This is a genomic window from Spirillospora sp. NPDC048911 (assembly GCF_043198015.1).
GTDB lineage: Bacteria > Actinomycetota > Actinomycetes > Streptosporangiales > Streptosporangiaceae > Spirillospora.
The window spans coordinates 180,587-204,267 of the sequence record NZ_JBICUD010000004.1; the positions used below are offsets into that span (position 1 = coordinate 180,587).

Genomic DNA, 23,681 nt, shown 5'->3' on the forward strand with positions numbered 1-23,681 from the left:
TCACGGTCGCGGAGAGGCGGCCATACGATGAATGCCGTGGCTGAGCGATCCGATGTCGTCCCCTCTCCCCGCAATCCGCTGACCCGGGCGTGGGGCGCCGTGTGGCACCCCACGGCTGCTTCGATGCGCTTCCTGGCGCTGCTCGGGGTGATCGGCAACGCGGGCATCATCGCCACGGGCGGTGCGGTGCGGGTCACCAAGTCGGGCCTGGGCTGCCCCGACTGGCCCAAGTGCACCGGCGACAGCCTGGTGCCCACGGCGCATCCCGACCACTCGGCCGTCAACATGGCGATCGAGTTCGGCAACCGGATGCTGACGTTCCTGGTGCTGGCGATCGGGGTGGCCGTCTTCGTGGCCGCGCTGCGGCTGCGCCCGCGCCGCCGTGACCTGCTGCTGCTCGCCTCCGCCCAGCCCGCCAGCGTCTTCGCCCAGGCGATCGTCGGCGGCATCGTGGTGCTCACCAAGCTGCACCCCGCCTCGGTCGGCGTGCACTTCCTGGTCTCGCCCGCGCTGCTGATCTTCTGCGTGGCCCTCTGGGTGCGCGCAGGGGAGGGCGACGGGCCCGTCCGCGCGCTGGTCGGCCAGGGAGTCCGGCGGCTCACGCTGGCCCTGGTCGGCGTCACGGCGCTGCTCATGGTGGCCGGCACCGTCGTCACCGGCACGGGCCCGCACGCCGGCGACGCCGAGTCGCGCCGCTGGGGGTTCAACATCGAGGACGTCGCGCGCGTCCACAGCGCCATCGCCTGGCTCACCGTGGCCCTGACGGTCGTGCTCCTCGTGGTGCTGCGCCGCACCGGCGCCCCCGCGGCCCTCCAGCGCCGCGCCGTCGAGCTCTTCGCCATCGAGATGGCCCAGGGCGTGATCGGCTACGTTCAGTACTTCACCGGCGTGCCCGCCGTGCTGGTCGTCCTGCACATGCTGGGCTCGGCGATCATGTGGATCGCGGCGCTGCGCCTGGTCTTCGCGACCCGCGACCGAGGCCCCCTGGCCACGGCGACGCCCGCCCCCGAGACCCTCGAGGCGTCCCGGCCCGAGGCCCCTCAACCCGCCTGAGCCCCGGGTCGGCTTGACCTCGCGCCGTTGGAGTCAGGACTTGCCGAGGTAGGCGCGGAGGCGGTCCAGGGGCCAGGTGTTGATCACGTCGTCGGGGGTGAGCCAGCCGCGCTGGGCCGTGCCGACGCCGTAGCGGATGTTGCGGTGGTGCCCGAGCGCGTGGGCGTCGGTGTCGATCGAGAACTTGACGCCGAGGCGGACGGCACGGCGGACGAGGTCGGCGGGCAGGTCCAGCCGGTCGGGGAACGCGTCGATTTCCAAAGCCGTGTGCGTGCGGGCGGCGGCGCGGAAGACCTCGTCCCAGTCGGCGTCGACGGGCGGCCGCCTGCCGATGAGGCGGGCGGTGGGGTGCCCGATGACGTGGACGTGGGGATTCTCGCAGGCGCGGACGAAACGGCGGGTCATCTCGGCCTTGTCCTGCGTGAACGCGGAGTGGACCGAGGCCACGCAGACGTCGAAGCCGGAGAGGAAGCCGGCGTCCCAGTCGACCCCGCCGTCAGGGTCGATGTTGAGTTCGGTGCCGTGCAGCAGCGTGAGGCCGGGATACTTCGCCTGGAGAGCACGGACCTGCTCGCGCTGGGCCAGCATCTTCTCGTCGGTCATGCGCTGCATGTAGAGGTCGGGCGCGTGGTCGGTGATCGCGTAGTACTCCAGGCCGCGGGCGGCGGCGGCCTCGACCATCTCCTCCAGCGAGGCCAGGCCGTCGGTGAGGTCGGTGTGGCTGTGCAGGTCGCCCTTGAGATCCTCGACGGTGACGAGGCGGGGGAGCTCGCCCTTGAGGGCCGCCTCGATCTCGCCGCCATCCTCGCGCAGGGTCGGCGGGATCCAGGGGAGGCCGAGCCGCTCGTAGACCTCTTCCTCGGTCTCGGAGACGATCAGCTCGCCCGACTCGGCGTCGAAGAGGCCGTACTCGGAGAGCTTGAGGCCCGCGCGGACGGCGATCTCGCGGGTGCGGACGTTGTGCGGCTGCGAGCCGGTGAAGTACTGCAGGGCGGCGCCCCACGACTCCGGCGGGACGACGCGCAGGTCGACCTGGAGGCCCCTGGTGGTGCGGACCGAGGTCTTCTTGTCGCCGCTCGCGATCACCTCGGCGACGTAGGGGAGGGCGGTGAACGCCTCCATGATCGGGTGGGGGTCGGTGGCGGCCGCGAGGATGTCGACGTCGCCGATCGTCTCGCGCATGCGGCGCAGCGACCCGGCGTGGGCGCAGCGCAGCACGGCGGGATGGGCGGAGAGGGCGGCCACGATCTCGTCGGCCAGGTCGGCCGCGACGTCGATCAGCACCCGCTCGCCGGACTGCCGCATGAGCTCGATGCCCCGCAGGATGTTGTCCTCGGTCTTGGCGCCGAAGCCCTTGAGATCGCGCAGCCGGCCCTCCTGGATGGCCTGCGCCAGCTCGGGGACCGACGAGATGCCGAGCTCCTCGTAGACGGCGAGCGCCTTCTTGGGGCCGAGGGTGGGGATCGTCGTCAGTGCGCGGACGCCCGCGGGGATCTGGGCGCGCAGCTCCTCCACCTGGCGGATCGTGCCGGTGGTGTTGTAGTCGACGACCTTCTTGGCGATCGCCTCGCCGACGGTCGGGATCTTCTTCAGCCCGGCCAGGTCGAGGCCCGAGATGTCGTCGGGATAGCCCGCGATCGCGCGCGCGGCCTTCTCGTACGCCCGGATCTTGAAGGCGTCGCCGCCGGTGATGGAGAGGAGGTCAGCCAGCTCTTGGATGAGGTCAGCGGCCTCGTCGTTCGCCCGTGCCATGGCCCCATCCTAGGGAGCGGGACCGACAGTCTCGCGATCACCTCAGCGGGGCCACGGGCCCGTCCGGGCGCTCGTTGCGGGCCTGCACGACCTGCTCGACGATCGCCGCGACCTGGTCTTCGGGAAGGCGCCGGTAGCCGTCGGCCGTGACCGAGGCGATCACCGGGTAGATGCGGCGCGTCAGGTCGGGGCCGCCGGTGGCGGAGTCGTCGTCGGCGGCGTCGTAGAGCGCCTGGACGCAGACGGCGGCGGCCTCGTCCTCGGAGAGGTCGCGGCGGTAGAGCTTCTTGAGCGCGCCGTGCGCGTAGGGCGAGCCCGAGCCTTCGGCGTGGAAGTCGCGGGCCTCCTGCGGCGAGCCGATGATGTCGTAGGTGAAGATGCGACCGGTCTCGGAGTCGAGGTCGTACCCGGCGAAGAGCGGGACGACGGCCAGGCCCTGGAGGGCCTGGGCCAGGTTGGCCTGGATGACGGCGCCGAGGCGGCGGGCCTGGCCCGGCAGCGACAGGGTGACCGTCTCCATCTTCTCGTAGTGCTCCAGCTCGACCTGGAACAGGCGGACCATGTCGAGCGCGAGCCCGACGGTGCCGGCGAACGCGACGACCGAGTGCTCACCGGCCTTCTGGACCTTGTCGAGCTCGCGGTAGGCGATCTCGTGGCCCCGGGTGGCGCGCCGGTCGCCGGCCATCATCACGCCGCCGGGGAACGTCAGTGCCAGGATCGTGGTGCCGTGGGGGAGACCCAGGGCGTCCTTGCGCTCGCGGTTGACCGGCAGGAGCTCCGGCGCGCGGGCGCGCAGGAAGTCGACGAACGACGGTGACCCCGCCTCGAAGAACTCGGGCGGCAGCCCCTCTTCTTCTCGCCAGGCGGTCACGGCGGCCTCTTTTCTGTCGGGGTCGTCGGTCGGGGTGCTGTCGTGGCGTCCTCTCCGCCGATCCTAGTCAGGCTTCGGGCGCCTCGGGCGGGTCCTGCTGGCCGCGGGTCGCGCCGACGCAGGCCACGACCACGCAGCCGATCGCGAGCCACTGGCGGCCGGAGAGGATCTCGCCGAGCAGCAGCACGCCGATCAGCGCGGCGACGGCGGGCTCCAGGCTCATCAGGATGCCGAAGACCCGGGCGGGCATGCGCCGCAGGGCCTCCATCTCCAGGGAGTAGGGGATCACCGAGGAGAGCAGGCCCACACCGAGCCCGATGAGCAGGAGCTCCGGGCTGAGCAGGGCGGAGCCGCCCGAGGCGACCCCGATGGGCATCATGGCGGCCGTGCCGACGATGCTGGCCAGCGCGAGCCCGGTCGACCCCTGGAAACGTTCGCCGGTGGCGGCGGTGAGCAGAATGTAGGCGGCCCAGCCGACGCCCGCCAGCAGCCCGAACCCGATGCCGACCAGGTCCATCTCGCCGCCGCGCGCGAGCATCACCACGCCGCCGAACGCCAGCAGCGCCCACACCACGTCGCGCAGCCGCCGGGAGGCCACGATGGCGACCGTCAGCGGGCCCAGGAACTCGATCGTCACCGCGACGCCGAGGGGGATCCGCGAGAACGACTGGTAGATCGAGAAGTTCATCAGGGCGAGCGTGAGCCCGAAACCGGCGGCCACGGCGAGATCGCCCCGGGTGTGGTCGCGGAACACGGTCCGCAGCACCTTGCGGCCGAGGAAGCCCAGCACGATCGCGGACGTGGCCAGCCGCAGGAGCACCACGGCGTCCGGGGAGATCCGGTCGAACATGTGCTTGGCCATCCCGGCGCCGACCTGCACCGAGAGGATGCCGAGCAGGATCAGCGCGGGCGGGGGCACCGCTCCGAGCGACGCCATCCGCGCACGGCGGGCGAGCCCGCCGGTCGCGCCGTAGGAACCGGGGGCCTCAGCGAGTGCCACAGATCACTCCCATGTGAAGAACCGGGCGGCCAGCGCGAGACCGGCCGCGGCCCAGACCGCGAGGACGAGAAGCGGCTCGCCGGGCAGGGCGGCGCCGTGCTGGAGCACCTGCCGCAGCCCGTCGGCCAGCGCCGCGATCGGCAGCAGCTCCAGGGCCGACCGCACCCCGGCGGGGAAGTCGTCGAGCGGGAACACCACGCCGCCGACCGCCAGGAGCAGGATGTAGACCAGGTTGGCCGCCGCCAGCGTGGCCTCGGCGCGCAGGGTGCCGGCCATGAGCAGCCCGAAGCCGCTGAACGCGGCCGTGCCGAGCAGGATCAGCGCCGCCACCGCGAGCGGGTTGCCGTGCGGCTGCCAGCCCAGCGCGAGCGCCACCGCGCAGATCACCACGGCCTGCAGCGCCTCGACCGCGAGGACGGTCAGCGTCTTGGCGGCGATGAGCCCGGCGCGGGGGAGCGGGGTGGCCCCCAGCCGCTTGAGCACGCCGTACCGCCGCTCGAAGCCCGTCCCGATCGCCTGGCCGGTGAACGCGGTGGACATGACGGCCAGCGCCAGGATGCCGGGCGTGAGGAAGTCGACCCGGCGGCCCGGGCCGAGGTCGAGCAGCGAGGTGGCGCCGAACAGCGTGAGCAGCACCACCGGGATGATCAATGTGAGGAGCAGCTGCTCGCCGTTGCGCAGCAGGGTGCGCAGCTCGTAACCGGTCTGCGCCAGGATCATCCTCGGCAGCGGTACGGTGCCGGGCGCGGGCGTGAGGTCGAGGCGCGGCGCGGCGGCCCCGCAATCGGCGGCCGCGGAGTCGGTGGTCACGAGCGCAGCTCCCGTCCGGTCAGCTCCAGGAAGACGTCCTCCAGGGTGCGCCGCTCGATCCGCAGATCCTCGGTGAGGACGCCGTGCGAGGCGCACCAGGCGGTCACCGTGGCCAGCAGTTCGGGCCGTACGTCACCCTCGATCAGGTAGTGGCCGGCGGGCGACTCCTTGGCGGCGCTGCCCGCCGGCAGGGCCGCCAGCAGCTCGTCCAGGCCCAGGCCCGGCCGGGCCCGGAAGCGCAGCTGCCGCTCGGCGCCGGTGAGCTCGGCGGGGCTGCCCTGCGCCACCACCTGGCCGTGGTCGACGATGACGACCCGGTCGGCGAGGCGCTCGGCCTCCTCCATGTGGTGGGTGGTGAGGATCACCGACACCCCGGCGGCGCGCAGCTCCTCGACGAGGTCCCAGGTCGCGTGGCGGGCCTGCGGGTCGAGCCCGGTGGTCGGCTCGTCGAGGAAGACCAGCTCGGGCCGGCCGACGATCGCCACGGCCAGCGAGAGCCGCTGCTGCTGCCCGCCCGACAGGCGGCGGAACGGCGTGCGCGCGTGCTCGGCCAGACCGAGGCGCTCCAGCAGCGCGGCGGGGTCGAGCGGGCGGGCGTGGAACGCCGCCACCAGCCGCAGGAACTCGGCCGCCCGCGCCGTCCCCGGCACGCCGCCCGACTGCGGCATCACGCCCACCCGGGGCTTGAGCGCCCGCGCGTCGCGGTGCGGGTCGAGCCCGAGGACGCGCACGGTGCCCGCGTCGGCGCGCCGGAAGCCCTCGCAGATCTCGATCGTGGTGGTCTTGCCCGCGCCGTTGGGGCCGAGCAGGGCCGTCACGGCGCCGCGGCCGGCCCGGAACGAGAGCCCGTCGACGGCGGTGGCCGCGCCATAGCGCTTGACCAGGCCGTCCAGCTCGACGGCGCTCGGTTCCGGGGGTGCCATGGAGACGATTTTAGGCAGGCCCCCTGACAGGTTCGCGCCCGGCGTCCCCGGTAGCGGCGGCGCGCGCCGGGCAAGGACCAAGTCAAGAAAGTGGACAAATAGCTCAAAACCGAATAGACCCGACTCTTCACGGACATGCGAGCGCGACGCGTCAGGGGGACGGGATGGGGTTGTCGGCGGCCGAGCACCGGGTGCTGGACGAGATCGCCGAGCGGACGGCCGCCGAGGATCCCGCGTACGGCCGCCGCCTGGCGGCCTTCGGCGGCTACGAGGGCAGCGCCCTCGGCCTTCCGTCGCGCTGGGCCCTGCTGCCGGTGGTCCTGGTGGGCCTGCTCATGCTGGTGGTCTTCTTCGCCGCGGTGATCGCGACCGCGTCGCACGACGACGGGGCCGGTTCGACCGGTTCGACCGATTCTCCTTCGCGGGTCCACCTGAGACCGTAAAAGCTAAACCCGCACACACGGAAACAAAGGGGACCCCGACCGGGCTTCATATCTCGCCGCTGTGGCGTATGCGGCGGGCGAGTTTGCCTGATAGGCCCACGGGTAATCCGTGAATGTCGCCATCTCCACGGCGGTGACCTGGGCTTCTGCTTCCGTCGGGGGGACATGAATGGGAGAGCCTAAGGCGGAATGGGGAGCCGCTGAACTGGCCGGACCAGGTGTGCTGAAGACAGAAAGAGGTACCGTCAGAAGGGCCACCGAAGATGTCGGCGAGCCCAAGCTCGGACTGCCCGCCGCCACCGCATTAGTGGTCGGGAATATCGTCGGTACCGGCATTTTCCTGCTGCCCGCCTCGCTCGCCGATATCGGGAGCATCAGCATCCTGGTCTTCGGCCTTGTCACCCTCGGGGCGACAGCCCTCGCGATCGTCTTCGGCAGGCTCGGCGCCCGGATCCCCGCCAGCGGCGGCCCCTACGCCTACGCCCGAGACGCGTTCGGCGAGTTCATGGGGTTCTGGACCGCGTGGTCCTTCTGGCTCACCGCCTGGATCGGCAACGCCGCGATCGCCTTCGCCTGGGTCGGCTACGTCAACTACTTCCTGAAATGGGACAGCACGGCCGGCAAGCTCCTGATCGGCCTGGCCGGGGTCTGGATCCCGGCGCTGATCAATCTCAGCGGTGTCAGGAACATCGGCGCGTTCCAGCTGGTCACCACCGTGCTCAAGTTCGTGCCGCTGATCTTCGTCGGCGTCGTCGGGCTGTTCTTCGTCTCGGCGGAGAACTTCCCCGCCTTCAACACCAGCGGCGACTCGGTCATGGGCGCGCTCTCCCTGGCGGCGGGACTGATCCTGTTCGCCTACTCCGGCATGGAGAGCGTCACGATCGTCGCCGGACGCGTCCGGGACCCCGGGCGCACCATCGGCAAGGCCAGCGTCTTCGGCGTCCTCGCCTGTGCCGCGATGTACATGCTCGCGACCGTGGCGGTCTTCGGCACCGTGCCGGCGGACCGGCTCTCCACGTCCGCCGCGCCGTTCGCCGAGGCGATCAACAACATGTTCGGCGGCGGCACCGGCGGCGGGCTGATGGCGGCCTGCGCGGTCGTCTCCGGCATCGGCGCGCTGAACGGCTGGACCATGCTCGTCGCCGAGATGCCGATGGCGGCGGCACGCGACGGCATGTTCCCGAGGGCGTTCGGCAGGCTCTCGCGCCGGGGGGCGCCCATCGCGGGGATCGTCACCGGCGCCGTCCTCACCTCGCTGATGCTTCTGTATGCCCACCTCGGCTCGCAGAGCGGCTTCGACTCCATCCTGCTGCTCGCCTCGTTCACCACCGCCATCCCGTACTTCTTCTCGGCGGGCGCGCAGCTCTTCTGGCTGGTCACCGGCGGCCGGGAGCTCAACAAGGCGCGCATGGCCAGGGACCTGTCGATCGCCTCGCCGGCCCTGCTGTTCGGGGCCTGGATCGTGTACGGCTCGGGCGAGTCCGCCGTCATGCTCGGCGTCCTCATGATGCTCATCGGCGTGCCGGTCTACATCTGGACCAAGGCGAAACGCGCCGAGTACGGCCCGGCGCCGGCCGCCCCCGCGCCGGCCGGCCCCGTACTAGGAGGAACGGCATGACCTTCCACGTCGGTTCCGAGGTCGGCAAGCTGCGCCAGGTGCTGCTCCACAAGCCGGAGCTGTCGCTGAAGCGGCTCACCCCGTCCAACGCCGCCGACCTGCTGTTCGACGACGTGCTGTGGGTCCAGCGGGCGGGCGAGGAGCACGAGGAGTTCCAGGAGCTGCTGCGTTCCCGTGGCGTGAGGGTGCACATGCTGCTCGACCTGCTGCGCGAGACGGTCGAGATACCCGAGGCCAGGAAGCACATCCTCGACTTCGTGATCGACCCGCACTGGTTCGGCCCCCTGTCCACCGACCCGATCCGCAACGCGTTCGACTCGATGGACCTCAAGGAGCTCGCGTCGTTCCTCATCGGCGGCATCACCAAGCGCGAACTGCTGGAGCGGATGGAGGAGCCCAAGTCCATCGCGTTCCACTCGCTCGGCCTGGACGACTTCGTCCTGCCGCCGCTGCCCAACCACATGTTCACACGCGATCCCTCGTGCTGGATCTACGACGGCGTCTCGATCAACACGATGCGCAAGAAGGCCCGGATGCGCGAGACCGTGAACATGGAGGCCGTCTACGGGTGGCATCCGCTGTTCGCCGAGGGCCACGGCCTGCCGGAGGCGGGCGGCTTCAACATCTGGAACGAGGGCACCAAGATGGCCCCGGCCACGATCGAGGGCGGCGACGTCCTGGTCATCGGCAACGGCGCGGTCCTCGTCGGCATGAGCGAGCGCACCCAGCCGCAGGCGGTGGAGATGCTCGCCCGCTCGCTGTTCGCCAAGGAGGCGGCAAAGAAGATCGTGGCCCTGCGGATGCCGAAGCGACGGGCGTTCATGCACCTCGACACGGTGCTGACGATGGTCGACCACGGCGTCTTCACCAAGTACGCCGGCATGGGCATGCTGCCCTCGTACACCGTCGAGCCCGGGGACGTCGAGAAGGAGCTCAAGGTCACCGACCACCCGGCCGAGGAGATGCACAAGGCGATCGCCGGGGCCCTGGACCTGGACGACATCACGGTGCTCACCGCGACCCAGGACCTCTTCGCCGCCGAGCGCGAGCAGTGGGACGACGGATCCAACGTCCTCGCGGTCGAGCCGGGCGTCGTGGTCGCGTACGAGCGCAACACCACCACCAACAACCATCTGCGCGGCAACGGCGTGGAGGTGCTGACCATCCGCGGCAGCGAACTCGGCCGCGGCCGGGGCGGGCCCCGCTGCATGAGCTGCCCGCTCGAACGCGACGCCTGAACGGGGGAACGATGGCATTCGACCTGCGCGGGCGCAGCTTCCTCAAGGAGCTGGACTTCACGCCCAAGGAGTGGAGGTACCTTCTCGACCTGTCCGCCGGCCTCAAGGCGGCCAAGTACGCGGGCACCGAGCGGCGGCACCTGGCCGGCAAGAACATCGCGCTCATCTTCGAGAAGACCTCGACCCGCACCCGCTGCGCCTTCGAGGTCGGCGCGCACGATCAGGGCGCGCACGTGACCTACCTCGATCCGATCGGCTCCCAGATGGGGCACAAGGAGTCGACCAGGGACACCGCCCGCGTCCTGGGCAGGATGTTCGACGGCATCGAGTACCGCGGCAAGAACCAGCGGACGGTGGAGGAGCTCGCGCGGTACTCCGGCGTCCCGGTATGGAACGGGCTGACCGACGAATGGCATCCCACGCAGATGCTGGCCGACCAGCTCACGATGCGGGAGCACTGCGGCAAGCCGCTCCACGAGGTCGCCTTCGCCTACCTGGGTGACGCGCGCTACAACATGGCGAACTCCTACATCGTCTCCGCCGCGCTCATGGACATGGACGTGCGGATCGTGGCGCCCAGGACCCTCTGGCCCGACCAGGACATGGTCGTCAAGCCGGCCGGGGAGATCGCCGCCAGGACCGGCGCGTCCGTCACCATCACCGAGAAGGTGGACGAGGGCGTCAAGGGCGCCGACTTCGTCCTCACCGACGTGTGGGTCTCGATGGGTGAGTCCAAGAAGGTCTGGGACGAGCGGATCAAGCTGCTCATGGACTACCAGGTCAACGAGGAGGTCCTGAAGGCGACCGGCAATCCGGACGTGAAGTTCATGCACTGCCTGCCCGCGTTCCACGACCGGGAGACCGCGGTCGGCGAGGAGATCTACGAGAAGACCGGACTGGACGCGCTGGAGGTGACCGAGGAGGTCTTCGAGTCCGACGCCTCGATCGTCTTCGACGAGGCCGAGAACCGGCTGCACACCATCAAGGCGATCATGGTCGCCACGCTCGGCTGAGCCGGCGCGGCCCCGGGCGGCCTCATGGCCGGACCGGCGGCGTGGCCGCCATCGGCCCCGGGCGTCATGGCGGTGCCAAGACGTGGGAACGGGGTAAGCGTGGCCACGGGAAAGAGAGCAAGCGCCAGGCCGGGCTCGCCGCTGCGCAGCCTGCTGAGGACGAAGCCGGTCGACCAGATCATCGCTGAGAGCGGGCACGGCGAGGGCGGTGAGCTCAGGCGCACGATGAGCCTGCTGCAGCTCACGTTGTTCAGCGTCGGGGCCACTCTCGGCACCGGCATCTTCTTCGTGCTGGGCCAGGCGGTCCCCGAGGCCGGGCCGGCGGTGGTGCTGGGATTCGTGCTGGCGGCCGTCACCGCGTTGTTCTCGGCGCTGTCGTACGCGGAGCTGGCGGGCACCATCCCGGTCTCCGGCTCCTCCTACTCCTACACGTACGCCACCATGGGCGAGCTCGTCGCCTGGGTGTGCGGCTGGTGCCTGCTGCTGGAGTACGCGGTGTCGGTGTCGGCGGTGGCGTCCAGCTGGGGCGGCTACCTGAACGAGTTCTTCCAGTCGGCGTTCGAGTTCGGGATGCCTGCCGCCGTCAGCCATTCGCCGGGGGACAGCGGGGGAGTGGTCAACCTCCCCGCCGTGCTCATCGTCGTGCTGGCCATGCTCCTGCTGCTGCGCGGCACGTCCGAGAGCGCCACCGCGAACACGATCATGGTGCTGCTCAAGATCTCGGTGCTGGCGTTCTTCTGCTTCGTCGCCTTCACCGCCTTCGACACCGGCAACTTCTCCGACTTCGCGCCGATGGGATGGGCGGGCGTCAGCGCGGCGGGCTCGAAGGTCTTCTTCTCCTACATCGGCTTCGACGCCGCCTCGACCGCCGGCGAGGAGGCCAAGAACCCGAGGCGCGACCTGCCGCTGGCGATCCTGCTCTCGCTGGTGATCGTGACCGTGATCTACGTGCTGGTGGGCCTCGCCGCCGTCGGGGCCATGCCCTGGGGCGACTTCGAGTCCACGACCTCCCTGGCGGACGTGCTGAACCTCGCCACCGGCGACAGCAGATGGGCGGCGCTCATCCTGTCGTTCGGCGTGGTCATCTCGATGGGCACCGTCGTGCTGACCGTCCTGTACGGCCAGACCCGCATCCTGTTCGCGATGGCGCGCGACGGGCTCATCCCCAAGATCTTCGAGCGTGTCAGCCGGGCGCAGGTGCCGGTCGCCAACACCCTCATCGTGTCGGCCTTCGTCGCCCTGCTGGCGGCGGTCGTGCCGCTCGGCCAGCTGGCCGAGGCGACCAGCATCGGCACGCTCTTCGCGTTCGCGCTCGTCAACCTCGGGGTGATCGTGCTGCGCCGGACCCGGCCGGACATGCCGCGCAGCTTCCGCGCCCCCTTGTACCCGGTCACGCCGCTGCTCGGCGTCGCCTTCTGCGCCTACCTGATGTACGGCCTCGACTCGATCACCTGGGTGGTCTTCCTGATCTGGAGCGCCGCGGGGCTCGCCGCCTACTTCGCCTACGGCTACCGCCACTCCAACCTGGCGGGGCGGCCCGGCCGCCCGCCGGGGCCGCCCGCACCACCCGCATCGCCCGCTGAGGAGCTGGGATGACCGACCTGCGCGTGCTCGCCGGATACTCGCCCGACGACCGCGGGGACGACGCCCTGGCGCTGGCGTCCCTGATCGTCCGGACCGCCGGGGCGCACCTGACCGTGGCGAACGTCCACCCGTCAGCCTGGCCCGCACGCGGTCCAGGCTCGGTCGACGCCGAATGGGTGGCCTACCTCAAGGAACAGTCCGAACTGGCGCTGGCCCAGGCAGCGGACCGCCTAGCCAAGGCCAAATTGCCAGATAAAGACGTGGCCTACGTTGTGCGCGCCAACCGAGGCAGCGGCCGCGGCCTGCTGGAAGTGGCCAAGAAGACCGATGCGGGCCTGATCGTCATCGGCTCGGCGCCGCGCGGCCGGCGCGGCCGCATCGCCATCGGCAGCACCGCCGACCAGCTGCTGCACGGCTCGCCGGTACCGGTCATGCTGGCGCCGCGCGGCTACGCCGAGGAGGCGCCCCAGGAGTTCGAGCGGCTCACCGTCGCCTACTGGCGGCGGCCCGCGACCGAAGCCGCGCTGGCCGCCGCCGCCCGGCTGGCCAGGTCGCTCGGCCTGCCGGTGCGGCTGGTCACGCTGGTCCTGCGGCCGCCGGGGCTGGCGGCCAAGTTCCAGAACGCCGAGGAGGTCATGCGGCGCCAGTTCGCGCGGGCGGAGGAGGATCTCGCGCACGCCGCCGAGCTGGTCGGCGCCGAGGTCCGGGTCAGTACCGAAGCGATCATGGGGGCCGGCATCGCCAAGACCCTCGGCGCGCTGGACGTGCGGCCCGGCGAGATCCTGGCCTGCATGTCCAGCCACGACGGCCCGCTGCGCAAGGTCTTCCTGGGCGAGAGCTCCGGCAAGATCGTCCGTGCGGCGTGCCGCCCCGTCGTGGTGCTGCCACGAGGAGCGCCGGCCGGGGCATAGAGTGGCTACGGCGGCGCGCGGGCGACCCGTTGCCGATCCGGTGGATACGTCCCGGAAACGCCGAAATCGCAGGTTAGGTAAGGCTTACCTGCGTGACTGACGACATCAGGATTCGTTTGTTCCCCGGGAAGGAATTACGGCACACTGATGTTGTGAAAAACGTGAGCGAGACGACGAGCGTCGCCCAGGCCGCCTCCGCGCGGCCTTCGGGCGTGCCGTCGGGCGCCGGCCACGGCGAGCGCGACACGCGCGCGCGAGTGGCCCGGCTCATCCTCGAGCACGGTCCCATCACCGCCTCCGCGCTGGGGGAACGCATGGGACTCACCCCGGCCGCCATCCGCCGCCACCTCGACGTCCTCCTCGCCGAGGAGATGGTCGAGATCGAGACCCGCCGGTCCCGGTCGCAGGGGCAGCGCGGGCGGGGCCGTCCGGCCAAGTGGTTCGTGATCACCGACGCCGGGCGCAACGCCTTCGTGCACGCCTACGACGACCTGGCGACCAGCGCGCTGCGGTTCCTCGCCGAGAAGGCGGGGGACCACGCGGTGGCCGAGTTCGCCCGGCGCCAGATCGCCGATCTGGAACGGCGCTACACCCCGGTCGTCCAGGCCGCCCCGCCGCACCAGCGGGTACGCAAGCTGGCCGAGGCACTCTCGGCCGACGGCTACGCCGCCGCGGCGGCCAAGGCGCCCCACGCCGTGTCCGGGGAGCCGGGCGGAGAGCAGCTCTGCCAGCACCACTGCCCGGTCGCGCACGTGGCGGCGGAGTTCCCGCAGCTGTGCGAGGCCGAGACGGAGGCCTTCAGCAGACTGCTGGGGACCCCGGTCCAGCGCCTGGCGACGATCGCCCACGGCGACGGGATCTGCACGACCCACGTCAGCCCCAGGTCTCTTTGTGGAGGCGCTGGTGCGGACGGCGGCACTGACAATGCGAACGAGGAGTCCGGAGGGACATCCCTATGACTACGGCAGCCCACCCCGAGCTGGAAGGGCTTGACAAGTACAAGTTCGGCTGGGCCGACTCGGATGCGGCCGGCGCCTCAGCGCGCCGCGGCCTCAACGAGGATGTCGTGCGCGACATCTCGGCCAAGAAGGGCGAGCCCGACTGGATGCTCGACCTGCGCCTCAAGGGGCTGCGGCTGTTCGACAAGAAGCCGATGCCCTCGTGGGGGTCGGACCTGTCCGACATCGACTTCGACAACATCAAGTACTTCGTCCGCTCCACCGAGAAGCAGGCCGCTTCCTGGGAGGAGCTCCCCGAGGACATCAAGAACACCTACGACAAGCTGGGCATCCCCGAGGCGGAGAAGCAGCGCCTCGTCGCGGGCGTCGCCGCCCAGTACGAGTCCGAGGTGGTCTACCACAAGATCCGTGAGGACCTCGAGGAGAAGGGCGTCATCTTCCTCGACACCGACACCGGCCTCAAGGAGCACCCGGAGATCTTCCAGGAGTACTTCGGCTCGGTGATCCCGGTGGGCGACAACAAGTTCGCCGCGCTCAACACCGCCGTGTGGTCGGGCGGGTCGTTCATCTACGTGCCGCCGGGCGTGCACGTCGAGATCCCGCTGCAGGCCTACTTCCGGATCAACACCGAGAACATGGGCCAGTTCGAGCGGACCCTGATCATCGCGGACGAGGGCTCGTACGTGCACTACGTCGAGGGCTGTACCGCGCCGATCTACAAGTCCGACTCGCTGCACTCGGCGGTCGTCGAGATCGTCGTGAAGAAGGACGCCCGCGTCCGCTACACGACCATCCAGAACTGGTCCAACAACGTCTTCAACCTGGTGACCAAGCGCGCCGTCGCCTACGAGGGCGCCACCATGGAATGGGTCGACGGCAACATCGGCTCCAAGGTCACCATGAAGTACCCGGCCGTCTACCTGCTGGGCGAGCACGCCAAGGGCGAGACGCTGTCGATCGCGTTCGCCGGCGAGGGCCAGCACCAGGACGCCGGCGCCAAGATGGTGCACGCGGCTCCGCACACCTCCAGCAGCGTCATCTCCAAGTCGGTGGCGCGCGGCGGCGGCCGCACGTCCTACCGCGGCCTTGTCCAGGTCCAGGAGGGCGCCGCCCACTCCAAGTCCACGGTCAAGTGCGACGCGCTGCTGGTCGACCAGATCTCCAGGTCCGACACCTACCCTTACGTCGACGTCCGCGAGGACGACGTGGAGATGGGCCACGAGGCCACGGTCTCCAAGGTGTCGGAGGACCAGCTGTTCTACCTCATGAGCCGCGGCATGACCGAGGACGAGGCGATGGCGATGATCGTGCGCGGCTTCGTCGAGCCGATCGCGCGTGAGCTGCCCATGGAGTACGCCCTCGAACTCAACCGGCTCATCGAGCTTCAGATGGAAGGAGCCGTCGGCTGATGGGCCTGGACACAAGGCCTCTCTCGACTCCGCACGAGAAGGCCTCCTACGACGTCGCCGACTTCGAGGTGCCGTCGGGCCGCGAGGAGGAGTGGCGGTTCACCCCGCTGCGCCGCCTGCGCGGGCTGCACAACGGCACCGCCGAGGCGACCGGCAAGGTGATCGTCGAGGTCGAGGCGGCCCCCGAGGTGACGGTCGAGACCGTCGGCCGCGACGATGAGCGGCTCGGCAAGGCCTACGTGCCCACCGACCGGGTGAGCGCGCAGGCGTACGCCTCGTTCACCCAGGCCACCGTCGTCACCGTGCCCAAGGAGGCCGTCGCCTCCGCGCCGACCGTGATCCGCACCCGCGGTGAGGACGGCGGGGGCGCGGCGTACGGCCACACCACGATCATCCTGGAGCCGTTCGCCGAGGCCACGGTCGTGCTCGGCCACCACGGCAGCGCCATCTACGCCGACAACGTCGAGTTCATCGTCGGCGACGGCGCCCGCCTCTCGGTGACGAGCCTGCAAGACTGGGCCGACGACGCCGTCCACGTCTCGCACCAGCACGCCAAGCTGGCCCGTGACGCGCGGTTCGTCAGCCACAACGTCAGCCTTGGCGGCGACGTGGTGCGGATCTCCCCGTCGGTCGTCTACGACGGGCCCGGCGGCGACGCCGAGCTCTACGGCGTCTACTTCGCCGACGGCGGCCAGCACCTGGAGCACCGCCTCCTGGTCGACCACGTCGTCCCGCACTGCCGCAGCAGGGTCGACTACCGCGGCGCGCTGCAGGACGAGGACGCGCACGCCGTCTGGATCGGCGACGTGATCATCCGCGCCGAGGCCGAGGGCACCGACACCTACGAGCTCAACCGCAACCTGGTGCTCACCGACGGCACCCGGGTCGACTCCGTGCCCAACCTGGAGATCCTCACCGGTGAGGTCGCGGGGGCCGGCCACGCGTCGGCGTCCGGGCGGCTCGACGACGAGCACCTGTTCTACCTGCAGGCCCGCGGCATCTCGCGTGACGAGGCCCGCCGCATGGTCGTGCGCGGGTTCCTCGGGCAGCTCGTCGAGCGCATCGAGGTCGCCGAGGTCCGCGACAAGGTGCGCGAGGCGATCGAGGCGGAGCTCGACCGGGAAGCGGTGAAGCGATGACGTTCGTGAAGGTGTGCCCGCTGGCGGAGATCCCCGCCGACGGCGTGCTGGCCGTCGAGGTCGACGACACCCCGGTCGCCCTGGTGCGCAGCGGCGAGGGCGTGTTCGCGCTCAACGACATCTGCTCGCACGCCGAGGTCTCCCTCTCCGAGGGGGAGGTCTACGACGGCACGATCGAGTGCTGGCTGCACGGGTCGTGCTTCGACGTGCGCACCGGCAAGCCCACCAACCCGCCGGCCACGCAGCCGGTCGCCACGTACAAGGCCAAGGTCGAGGACGGCGACGTCTACGTCTCGCTCGGCTCCGACGACTGAACAACGAGAGAGCTTCATAGATATGGCCACGCTAGAGATTCGCGACCTCCACGTCTCCGTCGCCGACGGCGCGGACGGGACCAAGGAGATCCTGCGCGGGGTCGACCTGACCGTGAAGGCCGGCGAGACCCACGCGATCATGGGGCCGAACGGCTCCGGCAAGTCCACCCTCGCCTACGCCGTCGCCGGTCACCCCAAGTACGAGATCACGAGCGGTGCCGTGACGCTGGACGGTGAGGACGTCCTGGACATGAGCGTCGACGAGCGCGCCCGCGCCGGGCTGTTCCTCGCCATGCAGTACCCGGTCGAGGTTCCCGGTGTCTCCGTCTCCAACTTCCTGCGCTCCGCCGTCACCGCCGTGCGCGGTGAGGCGCCGAAGCTGCGGGAGTTCTCCAAGGAGATGAAGCAGGCGCTCGAGAACCTCTCCATCGACCCGGCGTTCGCGCAGCGCAGCCTCAACGAGGGCTTCTCCGGCGGCGAGAAGAAGCGGCACGAGATCCTCCAGCTGGAGATGCTCAAGCCCAAGATCGCGGTCCTGGACGAGACCGACTCCGGCCTCGACGTCGACGCGCTCAAGGTGGTCTCCGAGGGCGTCAACCGCTTCTCGTCGGCCGGCGACACCGGCGTGCTGCTCATCACGCACTACACGCGCATCCTGCGCTACGTGAAGCCGGACTTCGTCCACGTCTTCTCCGCCGGCCGTATCGTCGAGGCGGGCGGGCCGGAGCTGGCCGAGGTGCTGGAGAACGAGGGCTACGAGAAGTACGTGAAGGCGGGCGCGTCGTCATGACCCTCCTGCCGGAGGAGCTGAAGAAGGACTTCCCCCTGCTGTCGCGCACCGTCCGGGGCGGCCGCGAGCTGGTCTACCTCGACTCGGGGGCGACCTCCCAGAAGCCGGTCCAGGTGCTGGACGCCGAGCGGGAGTTCTACGAGCGCCACAACGCCGCGCCGCACCGCGGAGCCCACCTGCTCGCCGAGGAGGCCACCGAGGCCTACGAGAGCGCGCGCACCCGGATCGCCACGTTCATCGGCGCGGTGCCCGGCGAGATCGTGTTCACCAAGAACGCGACCGAGGGCATCAACCTGGTGGCGTACGCGCTGAGCAACGCGGCCACCTTCGGCGCCGAGGCCGACCGTTTCAAGGTCGGTCCCGGCGACGAGATCGTCGTGACCGAGATGGAGCACCACGCCAACCTGGTGCCCTGGCAGCAGCTGTGCCAGCGGACCGGCGCGACCCTGCGCTGGTTCGGCATCACCGACGAGGGCAGGCTCGACCTGTCCGAGCTCGACACGCTGGTCAACGAGCGCACCAAGCTGGTCGCCCTCACCCACCAGTCGAACGTGCTCGGCACGGTGCCGCCCGTCCAGCGGATCGCCGCACGCGCCCACGAGGTCGGCGCCCTCGTCCTGCTGGACGCCGCGCAGTCGGTGCCGCACCAGCCCGTCGACGTGCGCGAGCTCGGCGCCGACTTCCTGGTCTTCTCCGGCCACAAGATGCTCGGCCCGACCGGCATCGGCGTGCTCTGGGGGCGCCGCGAGCTGCTGGAGGCCATGCCGCCGTTCATCACCGGCGGTTCGATGATCGAGGTCGTGCGCATGGAGGGCTCCACCTTCATGCCGCCGCCGCAGCGGTTCGAGGCCGGCGTGCCGATGACCGCCCAGGCGATCGGCCTCGGCGCGGCCTGCGACTACCTGTCCGAGCTCGGGATGGACCGGGTCGCCGCCCACGAGGAGGCGCTCACCGCCTACTCGCTGGAGCGGCTCGGCGAGATCCCCGGGGTGCGGATCATCGGCCCGCGCGACACCGAGGCGCGCGGCGGGGCCGTGTCGTTCACCGTCGACGACATCCACCCGCACGACGTGGGCCAGGTGCTCGACGAGCTCGGCGTCGCCATCCGCGTGGGGCACCACTGCGCGTGGCCGATCTGCCGCCGGTTCGGCATTCCGGCCACCACCCGGGCGACCTTCTACGTCTACAACGACCTCGCGGACGTCGACGCGCTGGCCGAGGGCGTGCGCCAGGCCCAGAAGTTCTTCGGAACAGCCTGACTCCATCCCCTGTTGTAGGGAAAGAAGCCCCCCGACGAGGAAAAGGACGACATGCAGCTCGAGGCGATGTACCAGGAGGTCATCCTGGATCATTACCGCAACCCCCACAACAAGGGGCTGCGGGAGCCGTACGAGGGCGAGGCCCACCACGTCAACCCGACCTGCGGTGACGAGGTGACCCTCCGCGTCCACCTGGACGGCGAGACCGTCGCGGACGTCTCGTACGACGCCATGGGCTGCTCGATCAGCCAGGCCAGCGCGTCGGTGATGACCGAGCTCATCATCGGCAAGCCGGTCAAGGACGCGATGGCGATCGGCGACGAGTTCCTCGCGCTCATGCAGTCGCGCGGCGAGGGCGAGCCGAACGAGGACGTCCTCGAGGACGCCGTCGCCTTCACCGGGGTCTCCAAGTACCCCGCCCGGATCAAATGCGCCCTGCTCGCCTGGATGGCGTGGAAGGACGCGACCGCCCGTGCTCTCGGAGAGGCATCATGACTGAAACGCCCGCCGCCGCGGACGCCGCGACGCAGGACGACCCGACGCCCGAGACCGGCGCGGTCACGTCGAACGAGGCCGAGGAGGAGATCCTCGAGGCGCTCAAGGACGTGGTCGACCCCGAGCTCGGCATCAACGTCGTCGACCTCGGCCTGATCTACGGCGTCAACCTCGCGGACGAGGTCGCCACCCTCGACATGACGCTGACCAGCGCCGCCTGCCCGCTCACCGACGTGATCGAGGACCAGGCCCACAGCGCCCTGGACGGCCTGGTCAAGGACGTCAAGATCAACTGGGTCTGGCTCCCCCCGTGGGGCCCCGACAAGATCACCGACGAGGGCCGCGACCAGCTCCGCGCCCTCGGCTTCAACGTCTGACGAAGCCCGTCACCCGAGGCAGGCCCCCTGACCGGGGCCTGCCTCACGTGTATCTGACGAACTCGCTTGTCTCCGCGGGTGCCCCTGGTCATTCGAAGGATGTATGGGTGACCCTCATCGGGATGGAGTCGTGGAGGGGGTGGAGGGTGCTGAGATAGGGGGCATGCGATTCACCACGCGGCAGGACGTGCTGCTGGCCATCGCCGCGTTCGCGGGGGGCGTGGTGCTGTTGTCGGCGCGCGGCTATGGCACCTGGCCGGAGTGGGAGTTCTCGCCCGCGTGGCATCTGCTGCCCCTGGCCGGGCTGTGTTTCGCGATGTTGTACCGGCGCACGCATCCGATCGTGGGGCTGCTGATCTCCACGCCGTTCAACTTCGCGGACGTGGCGATCGGGCCCGGCTTCGCCACGCTGCTGATCTACAGCGACGCGCTGTACGCGGCGAGTCTCTATGGCCCGAAGCGCGCGGCCGAGTGGCTGCTCGGGATCACGACGGCGGCCACGCTGGTCGTGGCGGTGGGCGTCGGGGTCGCCGCCTCGACGATCAGCGGCGGGGTGATGGCCGGATCGCTGGCGGGGGTGGGGTGGGTCGGGCCGGTGCTCACCGCGATGGTCGTCCGGGAGCACCGCGACCGGGCGGACATGGAGCGGCAGCGCGCGGTCCAGATGGCGCGGCTGGCCGAGATGGACCGCCTGGCGGCCGTCAACGCCGAACGGGCGCGGATGGCGCGTGAGCTGCATGATGTCATCGCCAATCATCTGAGCGCGGTGGCTCTTCATTCGTCGGCCGTGCTCAAGGTCGCGGACCTGGACCGGGAGGGAGTCAACCGGTCCATGGAGGTGATCCGGGAGAACAGCGTCCAGGGGCTCGCCGAGATGCGGCGGATGATCGGGCTGCTGCGGGAGGGCGACGAGGCGGATCCGGCGGCCGCGCCACGGCTGGACGGCCTCGAACGGCTGGTGGCCCACACGGCCCGCACCGATCTCACGGCGGGCCTGAAGGTGGTCGGGGACGCGCCGGAGCTGCCCGCGCCGGTGGAGCACGCGGCCTACCGCATCGTGCAGGAATCGTTGACCAACGCGCTCAAGCACGCCGCGGCGGGCCGGGTCGAGGTGCTCCTGGAGTACCGTCCGGACAGCGTCGTCGTCACCGTCGACAGTCCCGCCGGGAACGGGGCGTCCCGGCTGCCCGGGACCGGCAGCGGCCTGGTCGGGATGCGGGAGCGCGCGACCATGCTGGACGGGACGTTCGAGGCGGGGGCGCGGGGCGGCCGCTGGCGGGTGCACGCCGAGCTCCCGCTCGCCGACGGGGAGAGATCTTGATCAAGGTGCTGGTGGCAGACGACCAGGCGGCGGTCCGCGCCGGGCTGGTGCTGATCCTGGGCGCCGCGCGCGGCATCGTCGTGGTCGGCGAGGCGGCCGACGGCGAGGAGGCGGTCGCGCTGGCCCGGCACCTGCGGCCCGACGTGGTCCTGATGGACATCCGGATGCCGAGGCTGGACGGGATCTCCGCCACCCGGGAGCTCGCGGGCGTCGCCGACGTCCTGGTGCTGACCACGTTCGACATGGACGAGTACGTGTTCGGCGCCATGCGGGCCGGGGCGGCCGGATTTCTGCTCAAGGACGTGGACGCCGATCACCTGGTGGAGGCGGTGCGCACGGTCGCGGCGGGGGACGGGATCCTGGCGCCGCAGGTGACCCGGCGCCTGATCAGCACGTTCGCGAGCCGCCCCGCGGTCCACGCCCAGCCGTCCGGCCTGGCAGAGCTGACCCCGCGCGAGCGGGAGGTCTTCGCGTGCCTCGGCGAGGGCCTGTCGAACGGGCAGATCGCGGCCCGCCTGGACATGGCCGAGACCACCACCAAGACCCATGTCAGCCGGATCCTGGCCAAGCTGAACCTGCGGAGCCGGGTGCAGGCGGCCATCCTCGCGCAGGAGACGGCCGCTGGCGGCCTTTCCGGGTCGATCAGTGACACGGGGTCACCTTCGGATTCCTGACGTCGCAGAGACGATCTCAGCGCGTTCCGAACGAATCAGCCGGAAAGGCTGCGGATGAGGTCGCCCACGCGCACGATTCCCAGGCATCGGCCGACCTCGTCGGTGACGACGAGGTCGTCGTAGACGCGGTCGTCCTCCCGGCCCGCCGCGCGCAGCGCCGCGATCGCCGGGACCGTGCGGGGGACGAGGCGCGGCGCGTCGGCCAGGCGGGCGGCGGGCTTGTGCGCGTGCAGGGCGTGGCCGTACGCGCCCGACAGCCGCAGCAGGAACCGCGTCCGGTCGACGGTGGCCGCCGGGCGCTGGTGCGCGTCGACCAGGACGACGCTGGTGGTGCCCGTCTCCGCGTTGAGCGCGCCGAGCACCTCGTCCGCGGTCGCGGTGTCGGGCATGGTCACCGCCGGCAGGGTGAATTCCGAGACCCGCGGTCCGAGGTCGATGCCGTGGGGCGTCGGATCGCGTTCCTCCTTGGCGATGACCGGCACCGTGACGCGCATGCCGGGCCGCCACTCCGGCGGAGCCAGTGCCGGGCCCTGGACGAGCCGTACGCCCAGTTCGCGCAGATGCAGCACCTGGGCCTCGGTCTCCAGGCCCGGCGCGAGCACGTGGGTGCCGATGCGGTGCGCCAGGTCGACGAGCGCCGTCACCAGCGCGGAGCGGCGCGGATCGGACGACGTGCGCCGCGACAGGCCGGGATCGAGCCGGATCAGGTACGGCGCGATGTCGAGCAGGAGGTCCAGGGGAGCGTGGGCGACGCCCAGCCCGCCGAGCCCCACCGGATATCCGGCGCGCCGGAGCCTGTGCAGCGCCACGGTCACCGCCTGGCGCTGGCCGGGCGGGAAGCCGCCCGTGACGCAGATGATGACCTCGCTCGGGCGGCGGCCCGCCTCGGCGAGGCCCTGATGCAGCTCGCCCAGGACCGCCTCGCCGTGCGCGAGGGTCTCCGCCCGCAGGCCGATCGTCAGCGGCAGATGGGTGCCCAGATCGGCGGCGGCCCGCGCGGCGCCGACGGCCCGCCGCAGGTCGTCCGCCACGGGATCGGGCCGGACGGCCGCGGGCGGCTCCGCCGGCGGACCGGTGTGCGGCTCCACGGCGATCACGCTGCCGGTGTCGAGGTCGATCACCGGATGGAACACCGCGCGCGCCGGAACGAGCAGGTCGAGGGCTGACACAACCGCATTATGCCGACGTGATCATGACAAATCGGATAGGTGTCAGCAGAAGTTAACGCAGTATTCGCTGATCAGAGCCCAGATCAGAGCCCACGCCCGCCGAAGAGAGCGGAGAGTGTGTAGACGACCCCGGCCAGTGCCGCCAGCCACGCGTACGGCGTGATGTCGGCGCCGCGCAGCCCCTGCACGACGACGGCCGCGACGACGGCCGCGATGAGCACGTCGCCTGTCATGGCCGCCGACTTCAGATGCGCGCGGGCCCGGTGCCCGCTGCCGAACCCGTCGCTGATGGGGAGCGCCGGCTCGTTGCGGCGGTAGCCGAGATGGGCGGCGTAACCGGCCAGCACACCGAGCGCGATGAGCCCCGTCTCGCCGCGCCCGTCGGCGGCGAGGACGGCGGCGACCACCACGCCGGCGGCGAGGGCGAGACCGGGGGCGATCCAGCGGCCGAGGCCGCGGTGTTCGGGGGCGATCCACATGACCGACATCTTTCCCGATCGGGCCCCGCGGTGTCGTCGCCGCGCTGATCCTGTTGAGGGGTCCGGGAGGGGCCCTGGCC

The 23,681-nt window shown here is 70.9% G+C and carries 24 protein-coding genes; 17 read left to right on the forward strand and 7 right to left on the reverse strand.

Annotated elements, in window-relative coordinates; translation table 11 throughout:
- Positions 1-36: 36 nt before the first annotated feature.
- Positions 37-1,053, forward strand: a complete 1,017-nt coding sequence (locus ACGFNU_RS18980) for a heme A synthase (RefSeq protein WP_392595209.1) — start codon at positions 37-39, stop codon at positions 1,051-1,053.
- A gap of 33 nt (positions 1,054-1,086) precedes the next feature.
- Here ACGFNU_RS18980 and polX read toward each other — a convergent pair whose 3' ends face one another.
- The 5 genes from polX to ACGFNU_RS19005 all read right to left on the reverse strand — a co-directional run bounded on the left by polX (position 1,087) and on the right by ACGFNU_RS19005 (position 6,409).
- A complete protein-coding gene (gene polX, locus ACGFNU_RS18985; protein WP_392595211.1) occupies positions 1,087-2,805 on the reverse strand; it encodes a DNA polymerase/3'-5' exonuclease PolX in 1,719 nt (572 codons plus the stop codon).
- A 37-nt stretch (positions 2,806-2,842) separates the two neighbouring features.
- Positions 2,843-3,676, reverse strand: coding sequence for a proteasome subunit beta (prcB, locus tag ACGFNU_RS18990; RefSeq protein ID WP_392595213.1), 834 nt, complete (start codon positions 3,674-3,676; stop codon positions 2,843-2,845).
- A gap of 67 nt (positions 3,677-3,743) precedes the next feature.
- The gene (locus ACGFNU_RS18995; RefSeq protein WP_392595215.1) at positions 3,744-4,676 is read right to left on the reverse strand and encodes a DMT family transporter; all 933 of its coding nucleotides are present in this window, start codon (positions 4,674-4,676) and stop codon (positions 3,744-3,746) included.
- Positions 4,677-4,679: 3 nt separating this feature from the next.
- Complete coding sequence (locus ACGFNU_RS19000; protein WP_392596469.1) at positions 4,680-5,396, reverse strand: ABC transporter permease; 717 nt, start codon at positions 5,394-5,396, stop codon at positions 4,680-4,682.
- An 86-nt stretch (positions 5,397-5,482) separates the two neighbouring features.
- Positions 5,483-6,409, reverse strand: a complete 927-nt coding sequence (locus ACGFNU_RS19005) for an ABC transporter ATP-binding protein (protein WP_392595216.1) — start codon at positions 6,407-6,409, stop codon at positions 5,483-5,485.
- Between the two features lie 164 nt (positions 6,410-6,573).
- On the opposite strand from ACGFNU_RS19005, the gene ACGFNU_RS19010 reads away from it, so the two are divergent.
- The 16 genes from ACGFNU_RS19010 (at position 6,574) to ACGFNU_RS19085 (ending at position 21,953) form a co-directional block, all read left to right on the forward strand.
- The gene (locus tag ACGFNU_RS19010) at positions 6,574-6,852 is read left to right on the forward strand and encodes a DUF3040 domain-containing protein (RefSeq protein ID WP_392595218.1); all 279 of its coding nucleotides are present in this window, start codon (positions 6,574-6,576) and stop codon (positions 6,850-6,852) included.
- A gap of 220 nt (positions 6,853-7,072) precedes the next feature.
- Positions 7,073-8,470 (forward strand): amino acid permease, encoded by a 1,398-nt coding sequence (locus tag ACGFNU_RS19015; protein WP_392595219.1) that lies wholly within the window; start codon positions 7,073-7,075, stop codon positions 8,468-8,470.
- Positions 8,467-9,708 carry an arginine deiminase gene (locus ACGFNU_RS19020; RefSeq protein ID WP_392595221.1) on the forward strand — a complete coding sequence of 414 codons (1,242 nt, stop codon included), beginning with the start codon at positions 8,467-8,469 and terminating at the stop codon, positions 9,706-9,708. Before ACGFNU_RS19015 ends, ACGFNU_RS19020 begins: the two co-directional genes overlap by 4 nt.
- Positions 9,709-9,719: 11 nt before the next feature.
- Positions 9,720-10,721, forward strand: coding sequence for an ornithine carbamoyltransferase (gene argF / locus ACGFNU_RS19025; RefSeq protein ID WP_392595223.1), 1,002 nt, complete (start codon positions 9,720-9,722; stop codon positions 10,719-10,721).
- A gap of 66 nt (positions 10,722-10,787) precedes the next feature.
- Positions 10,788-12,317 (forward strand): amino acid permease, encoded by a 1,530-nt coding sequence (locus ACGFNU_RS19030; RefSeq protein WP_392595224.1) that lies wholly within the window; start codon positions 10,788-10,790, stop codon positions 12,315-12,317.
- Positions 12,314-13,216: a universal stress protein gene (locus ACGFNU_RS19035; RefSeq protein ID WP_392595226.1), complete on the forward strand. Its 903-nt coding sequence runs from the start codon at positions 12,314-12,316 to the stop codon at positions 13,214-13,216. Before ACGFNU_RS19030 ends, ACGFNU_RS19035 begins: the two co-directional genes overlap by 4 nt.
- 161 nt (positions 13,217-13,377) lie before the next feature.
- The gene (locus tag ACGFNU_RS19040) at positions 13,378-14,175 is read left to right on the forward strand and encodes a helix-turn-helix transcriptional regulator (RefSeq protein WP_392595228.1); all 798 of its coding nucleotides are present in this window, start codon (positions 13,378-13,380) and stop codon (positions 14,173-14,175) included.
- Entirely contained in the window at positions 14,172-15,584 is a 1,413-nt protein-coding gene (sufB, locus tag ACGFNU_RS19045; RefSeq protein ID WP_392595229.1) for a Fe-S cluster assembly protein SufB, read from the forward strand. Before ACGFNU_RS19040 ends, sufB begins: the two co-directional genes overlap by 4 nt.
- Positions 15,584-16,723 carry a Fe-S cluster assembly protein SufD gene (gene sufD / locus ACGFNU_RS19050; RefSeq protein WP_392595230.1) on the forward strand — a complete coding sequence of 380 codons (1,140 nt, stop codon included), beginning with the start codon at positions 15,584-15,586 and terminating at the stop codon, positions 16,721-16,723. The genes sufB and sufD overlap by 1 nt, the downstream gene beginning before the upstream one ends.
- Positions 16,720-17,037, forward strand: coding sequence for a non-heme iron oxygenase ferredoxin subunit (locus ACGFNU_RS19055; protein ID WP_392595231.1), 318 nt, complete (start codon positions 16,720-16,722; stop codon positions 17,035-17,037). Before sufD ends, ACGFNU_RS19055 begins: the two co-directional genes overlap by 4 nt.
- A 22-nt stretch (positions 17,038-17,059) precedes the next feature.
- On the forward strand, positions 17,060-17,827 hold the full coding sequence (gene sufC, locus ACGFNU_RS19060) for a Fe-S cluster assembly ATPase SufC (protein WP_392595232.1): 768 nt from the start codon (positions 17,060-17,062) through the stop codon (positions 17,825-17,827).
- Positions 17,824-19,086 (forward strand): cysteine desulfurase, encoded by a 1,263-nt coding sequence (locus tag ACGFNU_RS19065; RefSeq protein WP_392595233.1) that lies wholly within the window; start codon positions 17,824-17,826, stop codon positions 19,084-19,086. Before sufC ends, ACGFNU_RS19065 begins: the two co-directional genes overlap by 4 nt.
- Positions 19,087-19,137: 51 nt before the next feature.
- The gene (sufU, locus tag ACGFNU_RS19070) at positions 19,138-19,581 is read left to right on the forward strand and encodes a Fe-S cluster assembly sulfur transfer protein SufU (protein WP_392595235.1); all 444 of its coding nucleotides are present in this window, start codon (positions 19,138-19,140) and stop codon (positions 19,579-19,581) included.
- Positions 19,578-19,958 carry a metal-sulfur cluster assembly factor gene (locus ACGFNU_RS19075; RefSeq protein ID WP_392595237.1) on the forward strand — a complete coding sequence of 127 codons (381 nt, stop codon included), beginning with the start codon at positions 19,578-19,580 and terminating at the stop codon, positions 19,956-19,958. The genes sufU and ACGFNU_RS19075 overlap by 4 nt, the downstream gene beginning before the upstream one ends.
- 163 nt (positions 19,959-20,121) lie before the next feature.
- Positions 20,122-21,279, forward strand: a complete 1,158-nt coding sequence (locus ACGFNU_RS19080; RefSeq protein ID WP_392595239.1) for a sensor histidine kinase — start codon at positions 20,122-20,124, stop codon at positions 21,277-21,279.
- Complete coding sequence (locus ACGFNU_RS19085; protein ID WP_392595240.1) at positions 21,276-21,953, forward strand: response regulator; 678 nt, start codon at positions 21,276-21,278, stop codon at positions 21,951-21,953. The genes ACGFNU_RS19080 and ACGFNU_RS19085 overlap by 4 nt, the downstream gene beginning before the upstream one ends.
- Positions 21,954-21,988: 35 nt before the next feature.
- Here the strand turns inward: ACGFNU_RS19085 and ACGFNU_RS19090 are convergent, their stop codons facing one another.
- Both ACGFNU_RS19090 and ACGFNU_RS19095 read right to left on the reverse strand, forming a co-directional pair.
- Positions 21,989-23,122 (reverse strand): EAL domain-containing protein, encoded by a 1,134-nt coding sequence (locus tag ACGFNU_RS19090; protein WP_392595242.1) that lies wholly within the window; start codon positions 23,120-23,122, stop codon positions 21,989-21,991.
- An 83-nt stretch (positions 23,123-23,205) separates the two neighbouring features.
- Positions 23,206-23,601 carry an ABC transporter permease gene (locus ACGFNU_RS19095; protein ID WP_392595244.1) on the reverse strand — a complete coding sequence of 132 codons (396 nt, stop codon included), beginning with the start codon at positions 23,599-23,601 and terminating at the stop codon, positions 23,206-23,208.
- Positions 23,602-23,681: the final 80 nt, after the last annotated feature.

Excerpts from the sequence above, each read along its gene's own strand:
- polX (WP_392595211.1), bottom strand. The coding sequence starts at position 2,805 with ATGGCACGGGCGAACGACGAGGCCGCTGACCTCATCCAAGAGCTGGCT.
- ACGFNU_RS19000 (WP_392596469.1), bottom strand. The coding sequence starts at position 5,396 with ATGATCCTGGCGCAGACCGGTTACGAGCTGCGCACCCTGCTGCGCAAC.
- ACGFNU_RS19005 (WP_392595216.1), bottom strand. The coding sequence starts at position 6,409 with ATGGCACCCCCGGAACCGAGCGCCGTCGAGCTGGACGGCCTGGTCAAG.
- ACGFNU_RS19010 (WP_392595218.1), top strand. The coding sequence starts at position 6,574 with ATGGGGTTGTCGGCGGCCGAGCACCGGGTGCTGGACGAGATCGCCGAG.
- ACGFNU_RS19020 (WP_392595221.1), top strand. The coding sequence starts at position 8,467 with ATGACCTTCCACGTCGGTTCCGAGGTCGGCAAGCTGCGCCAGGTGCTG.
- argF (WP_392595223.1), top strand. The coding sequence starts at position 9,720 with ATGGCATTCGACCTGCGCGGGCGCAGCTTCCTCAAGGAGCTGGACTTC.
- ACGFNU_RS19030 (WP_392595224.1), top strand. The coding sequence starts at position 10,788 with ATGGCGGTGCCAAGACGTGGGAACGGGGTAAGCGTGGCCACGGGAAAG.
- ACGFNU_RS19035 (WP_392595226.1), top strand. The coding sequence starts at position 12,314 with ATGACCGACCTGCGCGTGCTCGCCGGATACTCGCCCGACGACCGCGGG.
- sufB (WP_392595229.1), top strand. The coding sequence starts at position 14,172 with ATGACTACGGCAGCCCACCCCGAGCTGGAAGGGCTTGACAAGTACAAG.
- sufD (WP_392595230.1), top strand. The coding sequence starts at position 15,584 with ATGGGCCTGGACACAAGGCCTCTCTCGACTCCGCACGAGAAGGCCTCC.
- ACGFNU_RS19055 (WP_392595231.1), top strand. The coding sequence starts at position 16,720 with ATGACGTTCGTGAAGGTGTGCCCGCTGGCGGAGATCCCCGCCGACGGC.
- sufC (WP_392595232.1), top strand. The coding sequence starts at position 17,060 with ATGGCCACGCTAGAGATTCGCGACCTCCACGTCTCCGTCGCCGACGGC.
- ACGFNU_RS19065 (WP_392595233.1), top strand. The coding sequence starts at position 17,824 with ATGACCCTCCTGCCGGAGGAGCTGAAGAAGGACTTCCCCCTGCTGTCG.
- sufU (WP_392595235.1), top strand. The coding sequence starts at position 19,138 with ATGCAGCTCGAGGCGATGTACCAGGAGGTCATCCTGGATCATTACCGC.
- ACGFNU_RS19075 (WP_392595237.1), top strand. The coding sequence starts at position 19,578 with ATGACTGAAACGCCCGCCGCCGCGGACGCCGCGACGCAGGACGACCCG.
- ACGFNU_RS19080 (WP_392595239.1), top strand. The coding sequence starts at position 20,122 with ATGCGATTCACCACGCGGCAGGACGTGCTGCTGGCCATCGCCGCGTTC.
- ACGFNU_RS19095 (WP_392595244.1), bottom strand. The coding sequence starts at position 23,601 with ATGTGGATCGCCCCCGAACACCGCGGCCTCGGCCGCTGGATCGCCCCC.